The sequence below is a fragment of the Magnetovibrio sp. PR-2 genome (assembly GCF_036689815.1).
GTDB lineage: Bacteria > Pseudomonadota > Alphaproteobacteria > Rhodospirillales > Magnetovibrionaceae > Magnetovibrio.
The window spans coordinates 1-17,669 of record NZ_JBAHUR010000012.1; the positions used below are offsets into that span (position 1 = coordinate 1).

Below are 17,669 nucleotides of genomic sequence, written 5' to 3' on the forward strand. Positions count from 1 at the left end.
ACTTCTTAGGAGTTCGCGACAGAGAGAAATGCATGGAACGGATCAAGAAACGCCCTCAAAATCTGTTAGCCAGAATGGTCACAATCTGACCTGTCCGCTAAAGAGATCAATGGAGCGTGCGTATTCCCATCGTGGCCACGGCCCGCGTGCCGATCAAACAGGCCGGATACATATCAGCGACTTCCGAAATCCTGCAATCATCTCCATTGCGAAATGCAGCCGGTCCATACATATGGCTATTTTTCACCAGATTTCTGGGCATTTCAACTCTTCCGCTGCTGACGGCAAAGCAGAACATGAATGTCTGCTTTCCCTAAATTCAGCTTGTGTGTTGCCGAATGAATTGTAAATAAATGAATTTTATGACGTGCCTGATCGAAACGTGGTTTTCGGAAAAGGGGAGTAGTCAAGGTGCAAATAACGTCGGTTGCGGGGGTGGATGAGAGAAGCCTACCGGTTTGTGAGAGAGGGCGAAGCCCGACCGATAGACGGTGCGCCAGCACCGGCCCGCAAGCGTGAAAGCGATAAGGATGAAGGCAAAGCCTTCACAAATATGACCCTTCCAATCATACTGAGGGATATGGAACACAAAGAATCCGCAAACATAAGCATATCCCTTCGCCTTCCTGTGGTTGAAGATGTGCCGATATACTTCCAGTACTTGCAAAACCCAAAAGTCACCATATGGCTCGAGGATGCTTGCCAGTATCCCATGACCTATCCGCAAATTGAAAATTTTGTTCTTGGTCCCGCCTGGTTTCGCCGCGCGATTGAGTTTCAGGGGCGCTTTATCGGTATGACTGGGTTGGAAGAGCCTGACCTTGCCCGGGGTGTTGCCCGTTTTTTCTTTGTCATCGGTGATCCGGCACTTTGGGGCAAAGGCCTTGGCGAGGCGGTGCTGCGCGAGGTGATCCACGTGGGATTCACGGATTTGGGGCTGCGCAAGATCGTATCGAATTGTTTGGCCCCAAATGAAGCATCTTTGGCCGTTCACAAAAAACTTGGCTTTGAAGTTGAGGGGTGTTTGCGAGAAGACGCTTGGCGGAATGGTCAGTGGGTTGACCATTTGCTCTTAGCTTTGAGACAAACAGATGAAGATTAAAAAAACCCTGACATTTCAATTGTAAGGCTTTCCGGCTTTGTGCCATAATTTGCAAAAATAACATGCAATTAACGTATGTTTTACATGTAACAGGTCAGCTCAGACGAGGGGTTCTCATGCTTAAACGAAGCGTATCTATTTTTGCCTTAACCGTTGGATTGCTTAGCTTTTCAACCGAATCAACGGCTTTTACCATCGACACTTGGTCGTCTAAGTTCGTCGCAAAAGATTACAAAGCCGCCCTTAAGGAAGCGCAAAAAGCAGATACCAAGGAAGCTTTGAGCATCCAGGCCTGGAGCTATTTCATGTTGGACGACTATGGTTCGGCCATGGCTCAGTTCCGCATGATGGAAAAAGAATACCCCAAGTATTTCGACACGAACCTCGGCATTGCATGGTGCGGCATCAAGCTTGGGCAATACGGTATTGTTGAAGAGTACTTAGACCGTGCGTTGCGCTATTCGAAACGTTGGCAACAGTTCATGGTCTATGACGCCCGCGGCTGGTTGGCCATGAAGCAAGGCGATTTGGAAACCGCAGGCGATCACTTCAGTATGGAAGACCGCGTCTATCAAGCTTACCAAGATCCCGCCCCGGACTACAGTGTCAGTACAGGCTGGTTGGCGATCCGTCAAGGTAAGTGGGATCTTGCCAAGAAAAAATTCGAAGGCGGCATCAATCGCAGTAAGGATTGCTTCTTCTGTCGTGACGGCTTGGCCCGTGTTGCATTGAACAAGCAAGACTATGAAGAAGCCCTGACCCAGACGCTGACCGGCCTGAAGATCAATCCGGAGAACGGTGGACTTCAAGGATTGCTGACGTCGTCTTTGATTGGCCTGAACGATGTTAAGCGTAGCATCGAAGTTTATAAAAAACTGATTTCTGAACACGAAAAAACAGCGGCTTTCGTCTCTAGCTTGGCCTATGTACACCTTGCCCAAGGTGATGCAGACAAGGCTGAAGCGTTGTTCCGCAAAGCTTTGGAAGTTGAGCCTGGAAACACGGCGGCACAATCTGGTATTGCGTCCATGCAATACCGCAAAACGGACATTGTATCTGACGGTTGGAAAGCGCAGTACAGCGGCGACTATGAAAAAGCGCTGAAAATCTTCTCCGAAAAAGCGCCCCTCGCTTTGGCGAAGAGAAACCCTTCTGCTGAAGATGGTCGTGGCTGGGCGTTGCTGGCCCTTGACCGCCCGGAAGAAGCCCGCATGGCTTTTCGGGCTGCGATTGATATGGACCCGGAATTTTTCTATTCCTCAAGCGGTCTGATCGCTGCCGAACGCGCAGTGCTGGTGTTGTATAACCAAGCCTGGTCCCTCACCAATGCGGGTCGCTTCGATGAAGCCCGTGAAACCTTTGAGCGTTCGCGCAAAGAAACGCCCAAAGATATGCAGTGGCTGGTGGAAGACGGCCTGGCCTGGATTGATTATTACAAAGGCGATGCGGATAAAGCCGAAGCGGCGTTCAAATCCATCGTTGCGATGAACGATAAGGCGTATTTGTCGAAAACGGGCCTTGGTATGGTGGCCTTGCAGAAAAAAGATTATGCGACAGCGTCTTCCATGCTGACCGCGTCTTTGTTGCAAAACCCTTATCAAGCGATCTCGACCTACATTACCCCGGCGAAAGCTCTTGTGGATGAAGGTCAATATGCACAGGCGAAAGAACTCTTAGAGCTGGCGGAAAAAACCTATCCGTCGTCGGCTGATATTCAGTTCCTGTATGCGCGTGCTGCGTTTGGATTGAAAGACGACTTAACGGCTTCGACCAAAGCCAATGCCGCTGCATATTTGGCGCCGTCCTATATCGATCCTGTTTTTGACGATATCGCCGTTGCTAAAGAACTGCGCAAAGACGGTTTGTTGTCTTTGGGCTGGGGGCTTTATTACGCCGGGCAATCTGAAAAAGCGATTGAGCGCTTTGATCAATACTTTGATTCCGGTGCTGAGTCCGTGTCTGCCTATTCGGGCCGGGCCTGGGCGCACTTGGCGATGGAACAGTATGACAAAGCTGAAGACGACTTCGAAGAAGCCATGGACGATAAGGAAACGGCTGACGGTTTGACCGGCTTGGGTTGGGTCAACTTGGGCCAAGAGGACGAAAGCGATGCAAAACGTTACTTCCTCAAAGCGCAAAAGCTGATCCCAGGCTACATCAGTGCACAAACCGGTTTGGCCAGCATTCAGTTTTCCAAAACAGAATTGGTGAAAGACGGCTGGGAAGCTTATTACAAAGGCGAATATGAAGAAGCTCTAAAAGCATTTGATGCGCAACGCAGCGCTGCCGATCGCAAAGACAACCCGGCAGCCGAAGACGGTCGGGGTTGGACCTTCTTGGCCATGGGCAAAAACGAAGATGCGAAAAAAGCGTTTAAGTCCGCACTCAAAATCGACAAAGACTTCACCTATTCCCAAAGTGGCTTGATCGCTGCTGAACGCGCCGCGCTCAATCTCTACAACATTGCTTGGGCGCAATCCGAAGCCGGGCTCTTTGACAAGGCGGCTGAAAACTTTGAAAAAGCGCGTAAGGAAGCCAAAGACGAATTTATGTGGCTGATCGATGACGGCTTGGCTTGGATCGATTTCTATAAGAAAGACTATGACAAAGCGGCAGCAGGCTTTGCCAAAGTTATCAAAGGTACGCCAAGTGCCTACTTATCGCTGAAAGGCGAAGGTTTTGTGGCCTTGAAACAAGGCAAGCACGACGAAGCGGTGAAGAAGGTTGTTGAATCCGTTCTTCTCAACCCCTATCAAGCGGCCACCACTTACACCCTTCCGGCCGAAGACTTGATCAAAGCCGGAAAATACAAACAAGCCAAAGAGCTGTTGGACCTGGGCTTTAAAATCTATCCCAGCTCGGCGGACATCAATTTCCAAATGGCCAAGGTGTATGTCGGTTTGAACGACAAGAAAACGGCTGGTTTGTGGGCGGCGGCTGCGGCGTCTCTCGCACCAACCTACATCAACCCTGCGTTTGATGATTTGGGTTTGTCGAAAAAGGATGCCAAAGACAGTCTCGTCAACTTGGCGTGGGGGCTCTATTTCGCACGTGACAACGAAGGTGCTCTTAAGCGTTTTGAAGAAGCCTTTAAAGCGGGCTATGACGATCCGAACGGCAAGCGCGGCAAAGCCTTTGCACTGTTTCGCAGCGGGGCCTACAAAAAATCCATTCCGCTGTTGAAGGCTGCGATGAAGCTTGAGCCCAAAGAGCTCTTGCCGATCGATGAGATCGTGCCGATTCCGGGCACCAATCAGAGCTGGACGATCCGCTATTCGGCCGCATCAACCTTGGCTTGGGCGTATTTGCGCAGCGGCGATGTGAAAAAAGCACAAGCGCACTTCAAAGACGTTCTCCAAGAAACCCCGTTCTGGGTGGATGCGTTGACCGGTTACGGCTACACATTGTTGGAGTTGAAGGATAACAAACGTGCTGCAGAAGCCTTTACCAAGGCCCTTGGCGTTTCACCGTATTATCCGGACGCCAACCAAGGCCTGAAAATGTCCGAGGCTTCATGAAGAAACCGGTTTTTAAATTAACATCACGCGTGACCGTTGAAGAAGACAATGGTGCGAACGGTGGGGTGCTGTTTGATTCCCATACAGCCGCCACCTCCACATGTAACGATACCGCCCTCGTTCTTCTGCAGGCGCTGAAGAAGGGGGGCAATGTGGAAACACTGTCCAAGCTGTTGATGGATCAATTCGATGTCAAAGAGAAAGAGGCTCGGGCAGACGTAGTTGCTTTGCTCAAGGACCTCACGCAACAGGAGTATGTCCGTGAGCAAGCTTAAGGCCAAGGTCGCATTAACAGGCTTTGGCGGATTGGATAACCCTGAACCGGGATTGGCCGTTGCACGTGCTTTGCGGGCAGGGTGGAACGCCCCGCTCGAAATCGAAGCCCTGTGTTATGACGTCTGGGACACTGGTGGATGGATGCCCGGCGTTGCCGATCGCCTCCACATGGCGACCCCCATTTCCTTGGGCGATGAAGCTGTGTTTGCGCGTCTGGCTGAAATCCACGAAAAACATAAATTCGATGTTTTGATTCCGAACCTAGATCTGGAAGTGCCGGCCATTTCCCGGCTCAGTCGACGTCTGGAACGCATGGGCATAAGGACTTTGTTGCCGGCCCCCGAAGATGCTTTAGCCGTCACCAAATCGAATTTGCCGGGGTTTTGTTACACACATAAAATCCGCACCCCCAGAACCATGCTTGTGCGCGACTTAGAAGATGTTCCGCTTTATGCGGACCGTTTTGGTTTTCCTTTGTTTGTAAAAGGCACCGTCGCTGGTGCGAAAAAGGTCAACAACAGCATCGAAGCCTTGCATGCGGCACAAAAGTTTAATGCCAAATGGGGCGGTGGCGTGTTGCTGCAAGAGGCGATCGACGGGCAAGAATACGTGGTTGCCATGATTGGCCGAGCCGATGAAACATGTTTGGCGATGACGCCGGTGCGCAAACTTGGGGTCAACAAACGCGGCAAAGGTGTGGTTGGCGCAGCCGTCGACAATCCCGACCTGCGCAAACAGGCTTTAAGTATTTTTTCGAAACTGCACTGGCGCGGTCCATTGGAATTGGAGTTTGTTCAGTCCGAACGTGATGGGCGTTTTTATCTGTTGGAAGTGAACTGCCGTTTTCCGTCCTGGATCCATCTTAGCACTTTTGCAGGGAACAACCTTCCGGCCTTGCTGTTAAATGAAATCCTGGGGGCTCCGCGCAAAATGCGGAAAAATAGCAAAACCGGGACAGCTTATGTTCGCGACGTTGAAGAGGCCATCGTGCCGATCAAAACGCTACGTCAGCTGCAACGTTTTGGCTCCGTCACGCCGCCAAAGCAAAAGGCGTTTAAAACAAAACCTGGAACGTTGAATGTCGGCATTACGGGCATCAGCAATTTTGAAGTAACCGAGCCGGGCTTAGGGATTGCACGGATGCTATCGCATGTACCTGAAGTCAATTCTTTGACCGCGCTGGCGTATGGTTCATTCGACACGGGGCTTCAGCGCTCTTCGGCATTTTCATCGGGTTATGTGATACCGCCGGATACACAAAGCGATGAGAAGCTCTTGGCGCGTTTGACGGACATTCAGGATCGCGCGAAACTCGACATCATTATCCCGACCTTGGACGGTGAGTTGGAGCGGTTTCAAAACATTGCTCCGGCTTTAAAAGAGCTCGGCATTACGATGTTGTTGCCGACGAAGAAGGCCGCCAAATCCCTGCGTAAAGACAAATTGTTTTCGCCGAAGCAAAAACAAGACTGGGGTGCCTTTCAGCTCACGCCGTCGCGTCTTGTGAAAACGCGACGTGACGTGAAGGCGGCTTGGAAGGAATATGGATCGCCCCTTATTTTGAAAGGTCACCAGTACGGCGCGTTGACGGCTTTCAGTCTCGCTGAAGCTGAAGAGATTTGGGAAGCTTACCAGCAAGACGACGAACCCGTCGTCATTGCCCAGCCGGTTATTCATGGCGAAGAAGTCGGCATCGGTATGGTGTGCGATCAAAACAGCACAATTGTTGAATCCTTGACGATGAAAAAGTTGTTGCTGTGTGAACGTGGTAAAACCTGGGGGGCTGTGTCGATTGATTTGCCCCAAGTTCACGACAGTTTACAGACCTTTATGAAAGCGGTCGGCTGGTCTGGCCCGGCCGATGCGGAATTTATTCGCGATGCCATGAGCGACCGGTATTATCTCATTGAAATCAATCCACGCCTTCCGGCCTGGAGTGGTTTTTCCGATTTGCAAGGTGGGCATTTGGCGCGCCAAATCGTGCGCTTGGCCTCCGGTCAAGAAGCCGTCCCTGTTGAGAGCACACAAGAGATGTTGTTTATGCGCGCCAGCGAAGAAATCCCGACCACGGGTCAAGCCTTAGCCCTGTTTGCAAACCGGGGAGAGTTGCATCATGGCTAAGAAACGCCCCTATCAGCGGCCAGAGATTAAGCGCCTGACGCCGCGCCACATGGGCAAACACCGTGTGACGGATGTTGCGCTCAGCTCAAAATGGCCGGATGAAAACATTGATTATAAGGCCTTGATGGCCGAATTCGGGTCGCCATTGTTTTTGCTGTCGGAACAAAAGCTTCGCCAGCAATACCAATCGTTTATGGAAACGTTTACCGCCCCCGGAATTGATACGGTTGTTGGCTATTCGTATAAGACGAACTATCTCAAAGCCGTCTGCGCAATCATGCATGACGAAGGGGCTTGGGCGGAAGTCGTCTCGGGTATGGAATATGCGTTGGCGCGCTCATTGGGCGTTCCCGGCGAAAAGATTATTTTCAATGGTCCTTACAAATCCAGGGATGAACTCGAACGCGCCGTACAGGACGGTGCTTTGATCAACGTTGACGGCTTCGATGAACTGAACGCTTTGATCTCAGTCGCGAAAGCCGTTGGCAAGAAAGCCCGCTTGGGTCTTCGCATCAATTTTAAGTATGGCGCTCAACCTTGGACCAAGTTTGGGTTCAGCTCTGACACGGGACAAGTTCGTGCCGCATTGAAAGACGTCAAAGCGAACGAGAAGTACCTGAACCTTGAAGCCTTGCACAACCATTCGGGTACGTTTCAAGTCGACCCTAAAATTTATGGACAAGCCGTCACCGTCTTGACCAAAGTGGCCAAACAAGCCCGGAATTTGGGGCTGGAGCCCACGACCATCGACTTAGGGGGAGGCTATCCGTCGGGCAATCAGCTCAAGCCGGATTTTGATGTTGTCGGTGGCTCAAACGCCAAAGAGCGACCGCTTGCCCGGTTTTCCGAAGAAATCATGGGTAAAGTCGCAAAAGCCAAAAAAGTCTTGGGCAAACGGCCACGTGTGATTTTTGAACCTGGACGTTCCGTGGTCGACGCGACCATGCAATTGGCGTGCAGTGTCGTTGCTGTGAAAGACATCCCCGACCGTGGCCCTGCGGCTGTGGTTGACGCGGGGGTCAATATCATCCCCACGGCATACTGGTACGATCACGACATCAAAGTGATTGACGACACACCGGAAGGGGACTTGCGGCCTGTCAGTTTGTTTGGGCCGTTGTGCATGCAAATCGATGTGCTGCGTGATCGGATTTTGCTGCCGCCTTTGGATGTCGGCTCACAATTGGTTGTGTCCAACGTCGGGGCGTATTGCATTACTCAATCGATGCAGTTTATTCAACCGCGTCCTGCAGCCGTTATGCTTGGCGCAAACGGGCCGGAACTGATCCGTCGTGCAGAAACATGGGAGCATGTGTTTGATCTCGACGTGGTTCCAAAAGGTTTGTCCTAACGTGGACCGTGGGCTGAGCGATAGACTGCGCGAAGCCGCGCGACGCGTGCTTGTTAGCATAGCTCAAGTGGGTTTTACCCAAACACCCGTTCAAGGCCTTCTGTTGTTGTCCGCTGCGGCGGTTCTTTCCCCCATGAGTGCCGTCGGTGCGTTGTGCGGGGCCTTTGCCAGTGTGGCCTTCGGCGCGCGATTTGGTCAAAGTGATGAAGAGCAAGCCTCAGGGCTTGGCGGGTATGACACCACAATCTTAGGGCTGCTGTGGGGTGGTGCCTTGGGCCAAGGTGGCGCGCCCGTTGTTTTCTTCCCCGTGGCTTTGCTGGCATGTTTGGCTGTGCAACCGTATCTCAAGGTGCATATGTGGCGCTGGCAACTGCCGCCCATGGCCTCATCGGGTTTGCTGATGGGCTGGCTCAGCGCGGGGCTCTTCAGCGCGTTTGGGGCAAACTTTTGGGACCATCCGGGGCTGTTGCCGTTTGGTGAGATCGCCATCGTGGTGGCTGTGGGCCTTGTCGGCGTTGCCTTGTTCTTGCGTTCCTGGAAAGGGGCGCTGGTGTGTGCGGTGATGACGGGGGTGAGTGCCTTAGGCGCAGGGCTGGTGTATGACACAGCCAGCCCCATAGGCCCTGCGGGTCTCTGGGCCTTTGCGGTTGCTCCAGCGACGTTTGCCTTGGCGGGCGCTTATCTTCCGGACAATCGTTTGGGGGTTACAGCGGGTGTGCTGTCTGGGGTCCTTGCTTGTGCAGTCTGGATGGTTTGGGACTTCACCGGTCTTAGCGTTTATGTCCCACCCTTGCTGGCACCGATCTTTATCGGTGTTTGGGTGAGTTTAATTCTGGTTTTGAAAAAGACCCGTGGGGCCGTTCTGTATCCCAGCTTAATGCAAGCCGTTGAAATGATCCGCTTGGCCAAAGCCAAAGGGCAAAAGGTGGTTGCTCTGACGGGGGCTGGGGCGAGCACAGCATCCGGCATTCCGGATTACACCACCGGGGCATGGTTGCCACCCGGTGTGCCGGTCGAAGATTATAATTTTGTCAATTTCCAAGCCTATGAGCGAAGCCGCGCCTTGTATTGGGCGGCCTGTGCTCACTTTCGCGATATCGTATCTGCGGCGCAGCCGAACCCTGCCCATACGGCCATTGCGGCCCTGGAGCGGTGCGGGATTATCGACAGCGTAGTGACGCAAAATGTCGATCAGCTTCACCAAGCCGCAGGCAGCCACCATGTGACAGATCTGCACGGCACTTTGGAGCACGTGCGTTGCATTTCGTGTGTCTGGCAGGGGCCATGGCCCGAACCGCCGGCGCCAATGGCGTGTCCGCATTGCGGTGGGCTGGTCAAACCGGCCGTTGTCGCCATGGGGGAAAACATCCCTGCGGCCACTTGGGCGCAAGCCTGGGATCAGGTGAAAGATGCCTCTGTGGTTTTGGTCGTGGGCTCTCAACTTGGCATTACGTCCTCGGCGACGCTTGTTGTTGAGGCCCGCCGCAACAATGGCGCATTTATTTTCTTAACCCTTGGAGAGGTCGGGGTTCCAGTGTTTGACGGAGATATTTTTTTGCCGTTTTATGCGGAGTTGGCCTTGCCGAGTATGGCAACGTTACTCGATTGCAAAGAGACAATTTGAGTTTTTCTTTTTAGGCACAGAAATGTTTCGAAGATTTTCAATCTTATGCCATGCTGTCGGGGGTGCAAGATATGAAGGATACGGTTATGGCCTCCAATGAAGTGTTAAGCCGCGATTTTGTGACACGGCTGAAGAAGTACACCCGCGAAAAGAACCGCGAAGTCATCGATCCCCTCATTCCAGAATTGACGCTTGACGCTTTCGAAGAGCTTGTCGACCTAACGGCGAAGGTTCGCGGCGCTTATCTCAAGCAGTTTTTTTATATTGCAGAACACACCGAAGGCGACTTCCCGAAGGGGGAAGAACTGAAGAAGCTTCAGGGTATGCGCGAAGTCTACGAAGAGATGATTGCCGCGCATCAAGCCTTGGAGACAGCCGTTGAACGGGGCTATCTCACTGTCAAACAAGGGTGATGCCACCCGGGCGATTATGTGCGCGCTAGCAAACTTTCTGCAAACTCACAAAAACCAAACCCGCCTTTTCCCTGGGTGATGAATTTCGGGCCTTGTGGCATCAGTTTTAAATATCGCTGGATATTGGCGACGCCGATGGTGTTTTTGAATTCGGCAAACATGGTTTCATCATTGGGGGAATCGCCGATAAAGGCACATTGTTCCGCCGTGATGCCGTCTTGTTGGTCGAGCCAAGCCTTCGCCGCCGTTGCCTTGTTGTAATCGCCAATCCAGACATTGATGTGAATTGAGCTAAAGCGCGCGGTTACGCCCTGTTCCAACCACCAATGGGTGGCTTGTTCGGCGAGTTCGCGCGCGATGCTGGCTTGTTGACCGATGTCGAAAGCAATATCTGTCAGTCGAAAATCTTGATCTTGTGCAAAATCGATCATGGGGAAGCGTTTTCGAAAGTCTTCGCTGAGCTCCATCAATCTGTCGAAATTGGCTTTTCTTTCTGCCTCACCACACAAAAAATGGCGGTGCACATGGTTGTTGTGGTCTTGATGCAACCAAAAGCTGCCATTTTCAGTGATGACGGTTTGCACAGGCCAGGTTCGCACGAAGCAATCGGCCCAGCCCGCACACCCCCCGGTTATGGGCACGACGATGATACCGGCGTCCTTTAAACGCTGAAGCGCTTGCAAAACTTCGGGGGGGAGGCGCCCTTCCCATGTCAAAGTGTCGTCAATGTCACTAAAGACCACCCGGATATCCGTTGGCCATATCGCAGGAAGTGGTTTTGGGGGCATATGTGTGGCGCAATCTAATGTTGTGGGGGAGGGAATTGAGGTGTGCTTTGCGGGCAAGGCGTTAGACGGTATATGAAAGCCGTTCTCTGCCCAGCCGTAGAAAAAACATGCTGCGCATGCGAAAGATAGAGACAAGCGCTCATTTTCTGATTAAACATTAAATATCTAATAATCTGAATAAAAAAGTCTCGTAAATATGTCGATTATTGAGGGTGAAAGTAGCCGAACGTTTTCAGCTGGGGAAGTTGTCTTCTCTGAAGGTGATCTCGGCCACGAAATGTACGTGATTCAAAGCGGATCTGTGGAAGTCACCATTGATATCGATGGGGAACCGCACCAGGTCTCTACGCTTGAGCGTGGGGATTTTTTTGGCGAGATGTCGTTGCTGGAGACCCTGCCAAGAAGTGCGACCGTCCGCTGTCTTGAAGAAACGAGCGTCCTCACGATTCATTCTGGAACGCTTCTGTTGCGGATCCGCCGTGATCCGACCTTTGCCTTTGAAATTATTAAACGAATGAGCCACAAGATCCGCTCAACCAATCACCAGTTGACCGAGCTCAAGCGTGAGCTGGGACAGCGCCATCTTGACCCGGTGGACGCCCCTGGAAAATGGGAGCGTGTGGAATGATCATCGACATCCAAGAAGAGCGTATGTTGATCATTTCCGACCTGCACATCGGAAACCCTTTTTGTGACATTAAGAAGGACTTGGTTTCGTTTTTGAACGAAGCCATCGACAAAGGCTATTCGGTCTGCATCAATGGTGACGGTATCGATGTTATGCAGACGTCCCTGCCCACACTCACCAATGAACTGCCCGTTTTGTTGGCGGCGCTGCGCCGCTTCAAAGAAAAAGGGTTGTCACTGTATTATGTCGTGGGAAACCACGATTTGGTGTTTGAAAAGTTCCTTACCAGCACCAGTCATTTCGCATTTTCGCCGTTCCTGAACTTGGAATCGGGCGGTAAACGCATCCGAATTGAACACGGTTTTTTGTATGACAAGAACTTTGTGAAAAACCCGCAAGTCTATGAATTCTTTGTTCATTTAGGCGGGTATTTCCTGAAGATTCTTCCCGCTTTTTATCGCTTGTGGATTTTCTATGAGAACATCAAAAACGGGAAAAACCGGAAAAACACACAACATCAAGGCATCAATGGGGAAGCCCCTGAGTTTGCGAAAGCTGCCCAGGTCATTCTTCAGCGGGGGTTTGATAGTGTCGTGTTCGGGCACACGCACCACAGTGGACATGTGGAGCTTGAGCAAGACCAACACTATTATAATTCTGGATCCTTCATGTTATCGTACCATTACATCAAGATAGAGAACGGAGAGGCGGAATTGGCCCTTTGGGAAAAGGGCTCGATTTAGTCGCTAGCTGACATCTTTACAACTGACAACAACTCAACAATTGGAGTGCTCATGTTGAAGGCCATACAAACCCTATTCTCCGTCACAGCCCTGGCGGCCATGACGTTTTCGGCTTTGCCGACGCAAGCAGAAGAGCTGACCGGTCGTCAAATTATGGACAAGGTTTCCGACATCCATGATCGGCCCTACGAGTTTGAATCCCAAGAGATGTTGTTGATCGATCGGCAAGGTGGTGAGGAAAAACGCGAAGTTCGGCGTTATACTCACGATTTTGGTGAAGGCGAGAAGAAATATCTGGTCTCGTTCCTGGCTCCCCAAGGTGTGCGCGGTGTTGCGCTGTTGACGTGGCAACACAAGGTCGAGGAAGACGAGCAGTTCTTGTACCTGCCGTCACAAGGCAAAAAAATGAAGCGCATCGCGAAAAGCGGTAAGCGCAATTATTTCATGGGTACGGACCTGACGTTCGAAGATTTGATCAGTGAAACCCGTGACAAATTCGACTACAAGCGTCAGGAAGATGCTGAGCGCGAAGGCAAACCTGTTTATGTCATTGATGCTTACCCCATGGATGAGAAACTCAAGCGGTCGACCGGATATCAGTACCGTCGTCTCTTTGTGCAAAAAGACATCTCCTTTATTGTGGAAACGGAATACTACGATCGCCGTGGGCGTTTTATTAAACGTCAGCTGTCTCAAGACTTAGAAGACATCGGTGATGGTGGTCTGCGTGCAAAAACGCAAATTATCGACAATGAATCGAAAAAACACAAAACCATTACAACGGTGTACGACCGTTCGTTCGAGAAAAGTCTCGTGGACAAGAAAATCTTCCGCCAACGCTATATCACTTCAGGCAAACACGTTCGTTAATCGCGAACGGGTGGGATAATCCAGTCAGTTTCTGTTTCAGATCAGGACTGCTCAGCGCAGTCCGTGGCAACAATGAGTATTGAATATGCGTGTAGAGAACGTCTTAGAGTTTGGTCACCGTCATAAGCTTCTGTCCATTATTATGGTGATCTTGTGCACTGTTGTTGCCGTCTCCGGCCTTTTGAAACTCAAAATTGACACCAGCTATGAAAGCTTGATCTCCAAAGAGGATTCGGGCTGGCCGATCTACAGCGAAACCGTTGAAAACTTTGGGTCGGACAACACCACCATCATCTATGTCAAAGATGAGGCCCTCTGGACCCCCGATAAGCTGTTTATGCTCGAAGAGCTCGTCCGGGGCTTGGAAGACTTAGATAAGGTCGAAAAGGTCGAAAGCCTGTTCAGTGCCTTGTCCATTCGCGATGACGGGGGCTTCTTGGACGCCTCACCGCTGATGGATATCGCGCCGTATGACCAAGAAGAAACGGACATGGTTAAGGAGAAGGCGCTCTATTCTCCTTTGATCAAACGCAATCTTTTGTCGGAACAGGGCAATATCACAGCGATCAACGTCACGGTCGATCGCAGCGAGCGCGAACCCGAATTTAACCTGGCGTTTTATGAGCAGGTTGAGAACCTATTGGTTCCGGTCCGCGAGAATTTTGGTGATGTCTTTCAAGTCGGCCCGCCACGGTTGAATGTAGAAATTGAAAAGTCCATGTTTGAGGACCTTACGATCCTCACCCCGATTTCGTCGTTGCTGCTGTTCGGTTCCATTCTGTTTTTCTTGAGAACCGGCTACTCGTGCATCATTCCCATGACGACATCCGGTCTGTCCATTCTATGGACATTTGGATTTATGGGGCACATGGGTATTCCGTTGTCCTTGCTGACGGCAATTGTACCGTCGTTGGTCATCGTCATTGGTTCGACCGAAGACACACACATGTTGACGGCCTATCTGCATGGCATCGACAACAAAAAACCGGATCGCATCAAGGCCATTCGCTACATGGCAAAGCATGTTGGCTTGCCGATTTTCATCACGGGCTTCACCACGGCAATCGGCTTTTTCTCCAACGCGCTTTCTGAAATCCCGTTGATCCAGCACTTCGCTTACGCGTCGTCTTTCTCCATGCTGGCGAACCTTTTGGGTACTGTTCTTATGGTGCCGCTGATGTTGGCCGTCGCGGGTCCGCGCAAAAATCCTTTGGGTGAAGAAGATGGCGAACCGACAGGTCTTGTCGGCCAAATCCTCAAAGTTCTGGACAACATCGGCGACAAGCACGGCCCGAAGGTTGTCATCACGACCGCGATCTTGCTGGTGGCTTTGGGGTGGACGGCGACAACGGTGCGGGTATCCAATGACCCGCTGAGTTATTTCAAAAGCTCTAACCCTCTTGTGCACAATGCCGACACCTTGCATGACGGTTTGTCTGGGATGCAGATTTTTTATCTGACGTTCAATAGCCAAAAAGATCAGTTCTTCAGAGAGCCTGAAAACCTCAAAGCGATCGAGAGCATTGCCGACGCCTTGCGTGATCAAGAGAATACGGTGACGGGAGGGGAGCAAGCCTTTGATAAGGTGATTTCCTTGTCGGATTATGTGGCGTTGTTGAACCGCGAAATGAAAGAAGCCGACGCCGCTCATTACCGTGTTCCGGATACCCGGCGCGAAATTGACGAATTGCTGTTGATGCTTCAGCGCTCCGACGTTGAACGGTTTTCGACCTTCGATTATTCCAAGCTCAATATCGTCGTGCGTCACAACATTTCGGACAGTCACGTCCTGAACACCGTTCTCGACGAGTTTGAAGAAAAGCTAAAACCCTTACTTCCCGAGAACGTGACGTATCAGTTCACAGGTGAAAACCTGATGATCAACCGGGCCGCGGAAAGCTTGTTCTCGAGCCAGATTGAAAGTTTGGCGATCTTGATCGTTTTGATCTTGTTCATCATGACGACCCTGTACACGTCGATTGTCGCTGGGGTGATCTCTTTGGTTCCGAACTTGATCCCGGTTGTGTTCAACTTCGGCGTCATGGGGTTGTTTGAAATTCCGCTTAACCCGGGCACGGCTACGGTGGCGGCGATTGCGGTGGGTATTGCCATCGATGATACGATTCACTTAATGACCCGATACGCCGAGATATGTCGACAGGAAACGGACCAGAAAAAAGCGGCCAAGTTGACGGTTCGCAGTCAGGCTGTACCGGTCGTCTCCACATCCATCTCGTTGGCACTGGGCTTTGGTATCCTCGCGATTTCCAACTTCCAGATTGTGGCTCAATTTGGGTTCCTTGCGGCCGCAACCATGATGTATGCGTTGCTGTCGGATTTGTTGGTCACACCGATTATCCTGCGCAGCGTGCGGATCGTGGGTATGTACGACATCGTGTCGATGAAAGTCAGCAAGACGATTTTGGATTCGTGTCCATTGTTCGACAACATGTCGCCGTACCAGATCAAAAAGTCGATCCTTTTGTCCCAAATCCATTCGTTCGAGGAACAAGATGCTTTGTTGCAGCAAGGTGACGTTGACCGCAAACTCCTCGTTGTCTTGGAAGGCAGCGTAGAGGTCGTGCGCACGTCCGGTGGCAGTGAAATCCGGTTGGCAGAAATGGGTCCGGGTAGTGTGATCGGTGAAATTGCTTTCGTGAGAAAAGGGATTGAACGCACGGCAACGGTCCGCGCGCTTGAGCCTGTGACGGTTATGTCGATGGAATGGGAATCTACCCAAAAGGGCCTCAAGTTCTATCCGCGCATTGCTTCTATGCTGAACTCCAATATCTCCAGAATTTTGGGCGAACGTTTGGCCAAAACGACGGAAGATCTGGCAGAAGTCCGCAAGTCGATTGGATCAACCTGATGATGAAAAAATCTATCCGCGCTTTTTGCTCGATTGCCATGTCCTTGCCGCTGATGACGTCAGCAGCCCTTGCTGATGGCATTGTGACCGAGCTTGTCGAAAATGCTGCGTTTGAGCTGAACGCAACGTATTCCAATTTCCGATATCCGCTTGCGTCAAGCAACACGACACTTGAACGAAACACCAACGAGATATTCTCCACACTGGGCCTCGAAACTGAGGCCGTTATCACGGATGATGATGTTTATTCGTGGCTCAACCTGGAACTGGTCGCCATGTATGGCACGCTGCATCAGGTCGGGCAGGGCGTTTTTCGCAAACCCAATGCGAGCCAATCTGCCGCACACTTCTTGGATGCCAAACGGGTGGCTTATCATGCGGAAATTATGGACGGCGATGTTGAGCTGATCATGGGCAAAGAGTTTATCGAGTTTGGGGTTGCCGAAAACTATTCCCCCACCGATCGTTTTGCCATGAGCGTTGCCGTCGACCCCACTGAAGCCGATGCGCATGGCGTTTGGCAGGCTGGGTTTAAAGTTTATTCAGGCGACGATCACTTTGAATATCGGTTTATCCCGCTTCATGAACGCGGGGCCAGTGCAAACGGCAAGAACCGTTGGCAAGGCTTGATTGCCCAAAACGGCGCACCTCAGGTCGAACCATTTCAGTGGCGCAATGTGGGCAATTTGATCAGCTACAACGCGGTCCGGCAGGGTTACGATTGGTTCGTCCTCGCCCATCACGGCCAAGCAGCCTACCCCATCGTGACACGGGACCCGGGCGGTGCTGTGACGGATACCTTCTCCGTAACGCCAAACGCTTGGTCATTCGGTGGTGGCGCTTCTGCGGTCAAGGAAGAATGGAAATTTGTCGTTGAGACATTGGTTCAAATTACGGAACATGCCCTCGATCAAGATTACCTGATGTACACTATTGGGTTCAGTTACCGTGAAACGGACTGGGCGAACGAAATGGGCATGGAAGAGCTCACGTACTATCTGGAGTATGGCGGCGAAGTGGTTTTGGATGAGCAAAAAATCCGTCCTTATATTTCGCAAAATTCGTACACGTATCGACAAAACCAAGACACCTTCTTGCCGAAGCTAGAGATCAAGGTCGATGACACCTGGTCGGGAACCCTCTCGGCTGCAATCAATGCACGAGATAACGATTACACCTATGGCATGGGCGTCGAATATAAAGATTCGGACAATCTGCGGGTGCGAGCCAGCTATACCGATTTCAGTGGCTCAACCGGGACGATTTACGGCAACTGGGAGCGTAATGACGTTTTGAAACTGAACGTTGAATATAAATTCTAGTCAAACGCGGTGCCGTCTCATCAGGTCAATGTTTCTGTAACTTG

14 protein-coding genes are annotated in these 17,669 nt (G+C 51.4%); 13 read left to right on the forward strand and 1 reads right to left on the reverse strand.

The features are described from left to right. From V5T82_RS13740 to V5T82_RS13775, 8 genes are all read left to right on the forward strand, one after another. The coding region (locus tag V5T82_RS13740; RefSeq protein WP_332896227.1) for a hypothetical protein at positions 1–349 on the forward strand (349 nt) is incomplete at its 5' end. Between the two features lie 90 nt (positions 350–439). Beyond that, positions 440–1,102 carry a GNAT family N-acetyltransferase gene (locus V5T82_RS13745; RefSeq protein WP_332896228.1) on the forward strand — a complete coding sequence of 221 codons (663 nt, stop codon included), beginning with the start codon at positions 440–442 and terminating at the stop codon, positions 1,100–1,102. A gap of 116 nt (positions 1,103–1,218) precedes the next feature. Then, positions 1,219–4,620, forward strand: a complete 3,402-nt coding sequence (locus V5T82_RS13750) for a tetratricopeptide repeat protein (RefSeq protein WP_332896229.1) — start codon at positions 1,219–1,221, stop codon at positions 4,618–4,620. Next, complete coding sequence (locus tag V5T82_RS13755; RefSeq protein ID WP_332896230.1) at positions 4,617–4,895, forward strand: PqqD family protein; 279 nt, start codon at positions 4,617–4,619, stop codon at positions 4,893–4,895. Before V5T82_RS13750 ends, V5T82_RS13755 begins: the two co-directional genes overlap by 4 nt. Further along, positions 4,882–7,017: an ATP-grasp domain-containing protein gene (locus tag V5T82_RS13760; protein WP_332896231.1), complete on the forward strand. Its 2,136-nt coding sequence runs from the start codon at positions 4,882–4,884 to the stop codon at positions 7,015–7,017. The genes V5T82_RS13755 and V5T82_RS13760 overlap by 14 nt, the downstream gene beginning before the upstream one ends. Next, positions 7,010–8,368: a type III PLP-dependent enzyme domain-containing protein gene (locus V5T82_RS13765; RefSeq protein WP_332896232.1), complete on the forward strand. Its 1,359-nt coding sequence runs from the start codon at positions 7,010–7,012 to the stop codon at positions 8,366–8,368. Before V5T82_RS13760 ends, V5T82_RS13765 begins: the two co-directional genes overlap by 8 nt. Then, positions 8,328–9,992 (forward strand): urea transporter, encoded by a 1,665-nt coding sequence (locus V5T82_RS13770; protein ID WP_332896233.1) that lies wholly within the window; start codon positions 8,328–8,330, stop codon positions 9,990–9,992. The genes V5T82_RS13765 and V5T82_RS13770 overlap by 41 nt, the downstream gene beginning before the upstream one ends. A gap of 71 nt (positions 9,993–10,063) precedes the next feature. After that, positions 10,064–10,405, forward strand: coding sequence for a hypothetical protein (locus V5T82_RS13775; protein ID WP_332896234.1), 342 nt, complete (start codon positions 10,064–10,066; stop codon positions 10,403–10,405). A gap of 14 nt (positions 10,406–10,419) precedes the next feature. Here V5T82_RS13775 and V5T82_RS13780 read toward each other — a convergent pair whose 3' ends face one another. Further along, positions 10,420–11,148: an HAD family hydrolase gene (locus V5T82_RS13780; RefSeq protein ID WP_332896235.1), complete on the reverse strand. Its 729-nt coding sequence runs from the start codon at positions 11,146–11,148 to the stop codon at positions 10,420–10,422. A gap of 241 nt (positions 11,149–11,389) precedes the next feature. Between V5T82_RS13780 and V5T82_RS13785 the strand changes: the two genes are divergently transcribed. The 5 genes from V5T82_RS13785 (at position 11,390) to V5T82_RS13805 (ending at position 17,625) form a co-directional block, all read left to right on the forward strand. Beyond that, on the forward strand, positions 11,390–11,821 hold the full coding sequence (locus V5T82_RS13785; RefSeq protein WP_332896236.1) for a Crp/Fnr family transcriptional regulator: 432 nt from the start codon (positions 11,390–11,392) through the stop codon (positions 11,819–11,821). Continuing rightward, complete coding sequence (locus V5T82_RS13790; protein WP_332896237.1) at positions 11,818–12,564, forward strand: UDP-2,3-diacylglucosamine diphosphatase; 747 nt, start codon at positions 11,818–11,820, stop codon at positions 12,562–12,564. Before V5T82_RS13785 ends, V5T82_RS13790 begins: the two co-directional genes overlap by 4 nt. Positions 12,565–12,615: 51 nt before the next feature. Then, positions 12,616–13,434, forward strand: coding sequence for an outer membrane lipoprotein-sorting protein (locus V5T82_RS13795; protein WP_332896238.1), 819 nt, complete (start codon positions 12,616–12,618; stop codon positions 13,432–13,434). An 85-nt stretch (positions 13,435–13,519) separates the two neighbouring features. After that, a complete protein-coding gene (locus V5T82_RS13800) occupies positions 13,520–16,303 on the forward strand; it encodes an MMPL family transporter (RefSeq protein WP_332896239.1) in 2,784 nt (927 codons plus the stop codon). Further along, complete coding sequence (locus tag V5T82_RS13805; RefSeq protein WP_332896240.1) at positions 16,303–17,625, forward strand: outer membrane protein; 1,323 nt, start codon at positions 16,303–16,305, stop codon at positions 17,623–17,625. Before V5T82_RS13800 ends, V5T82_RS13805 begins: the two co-directional genes overlap by 1 nt. Positions 17,626–17,669: the final 44 nt, after the last annotated feature.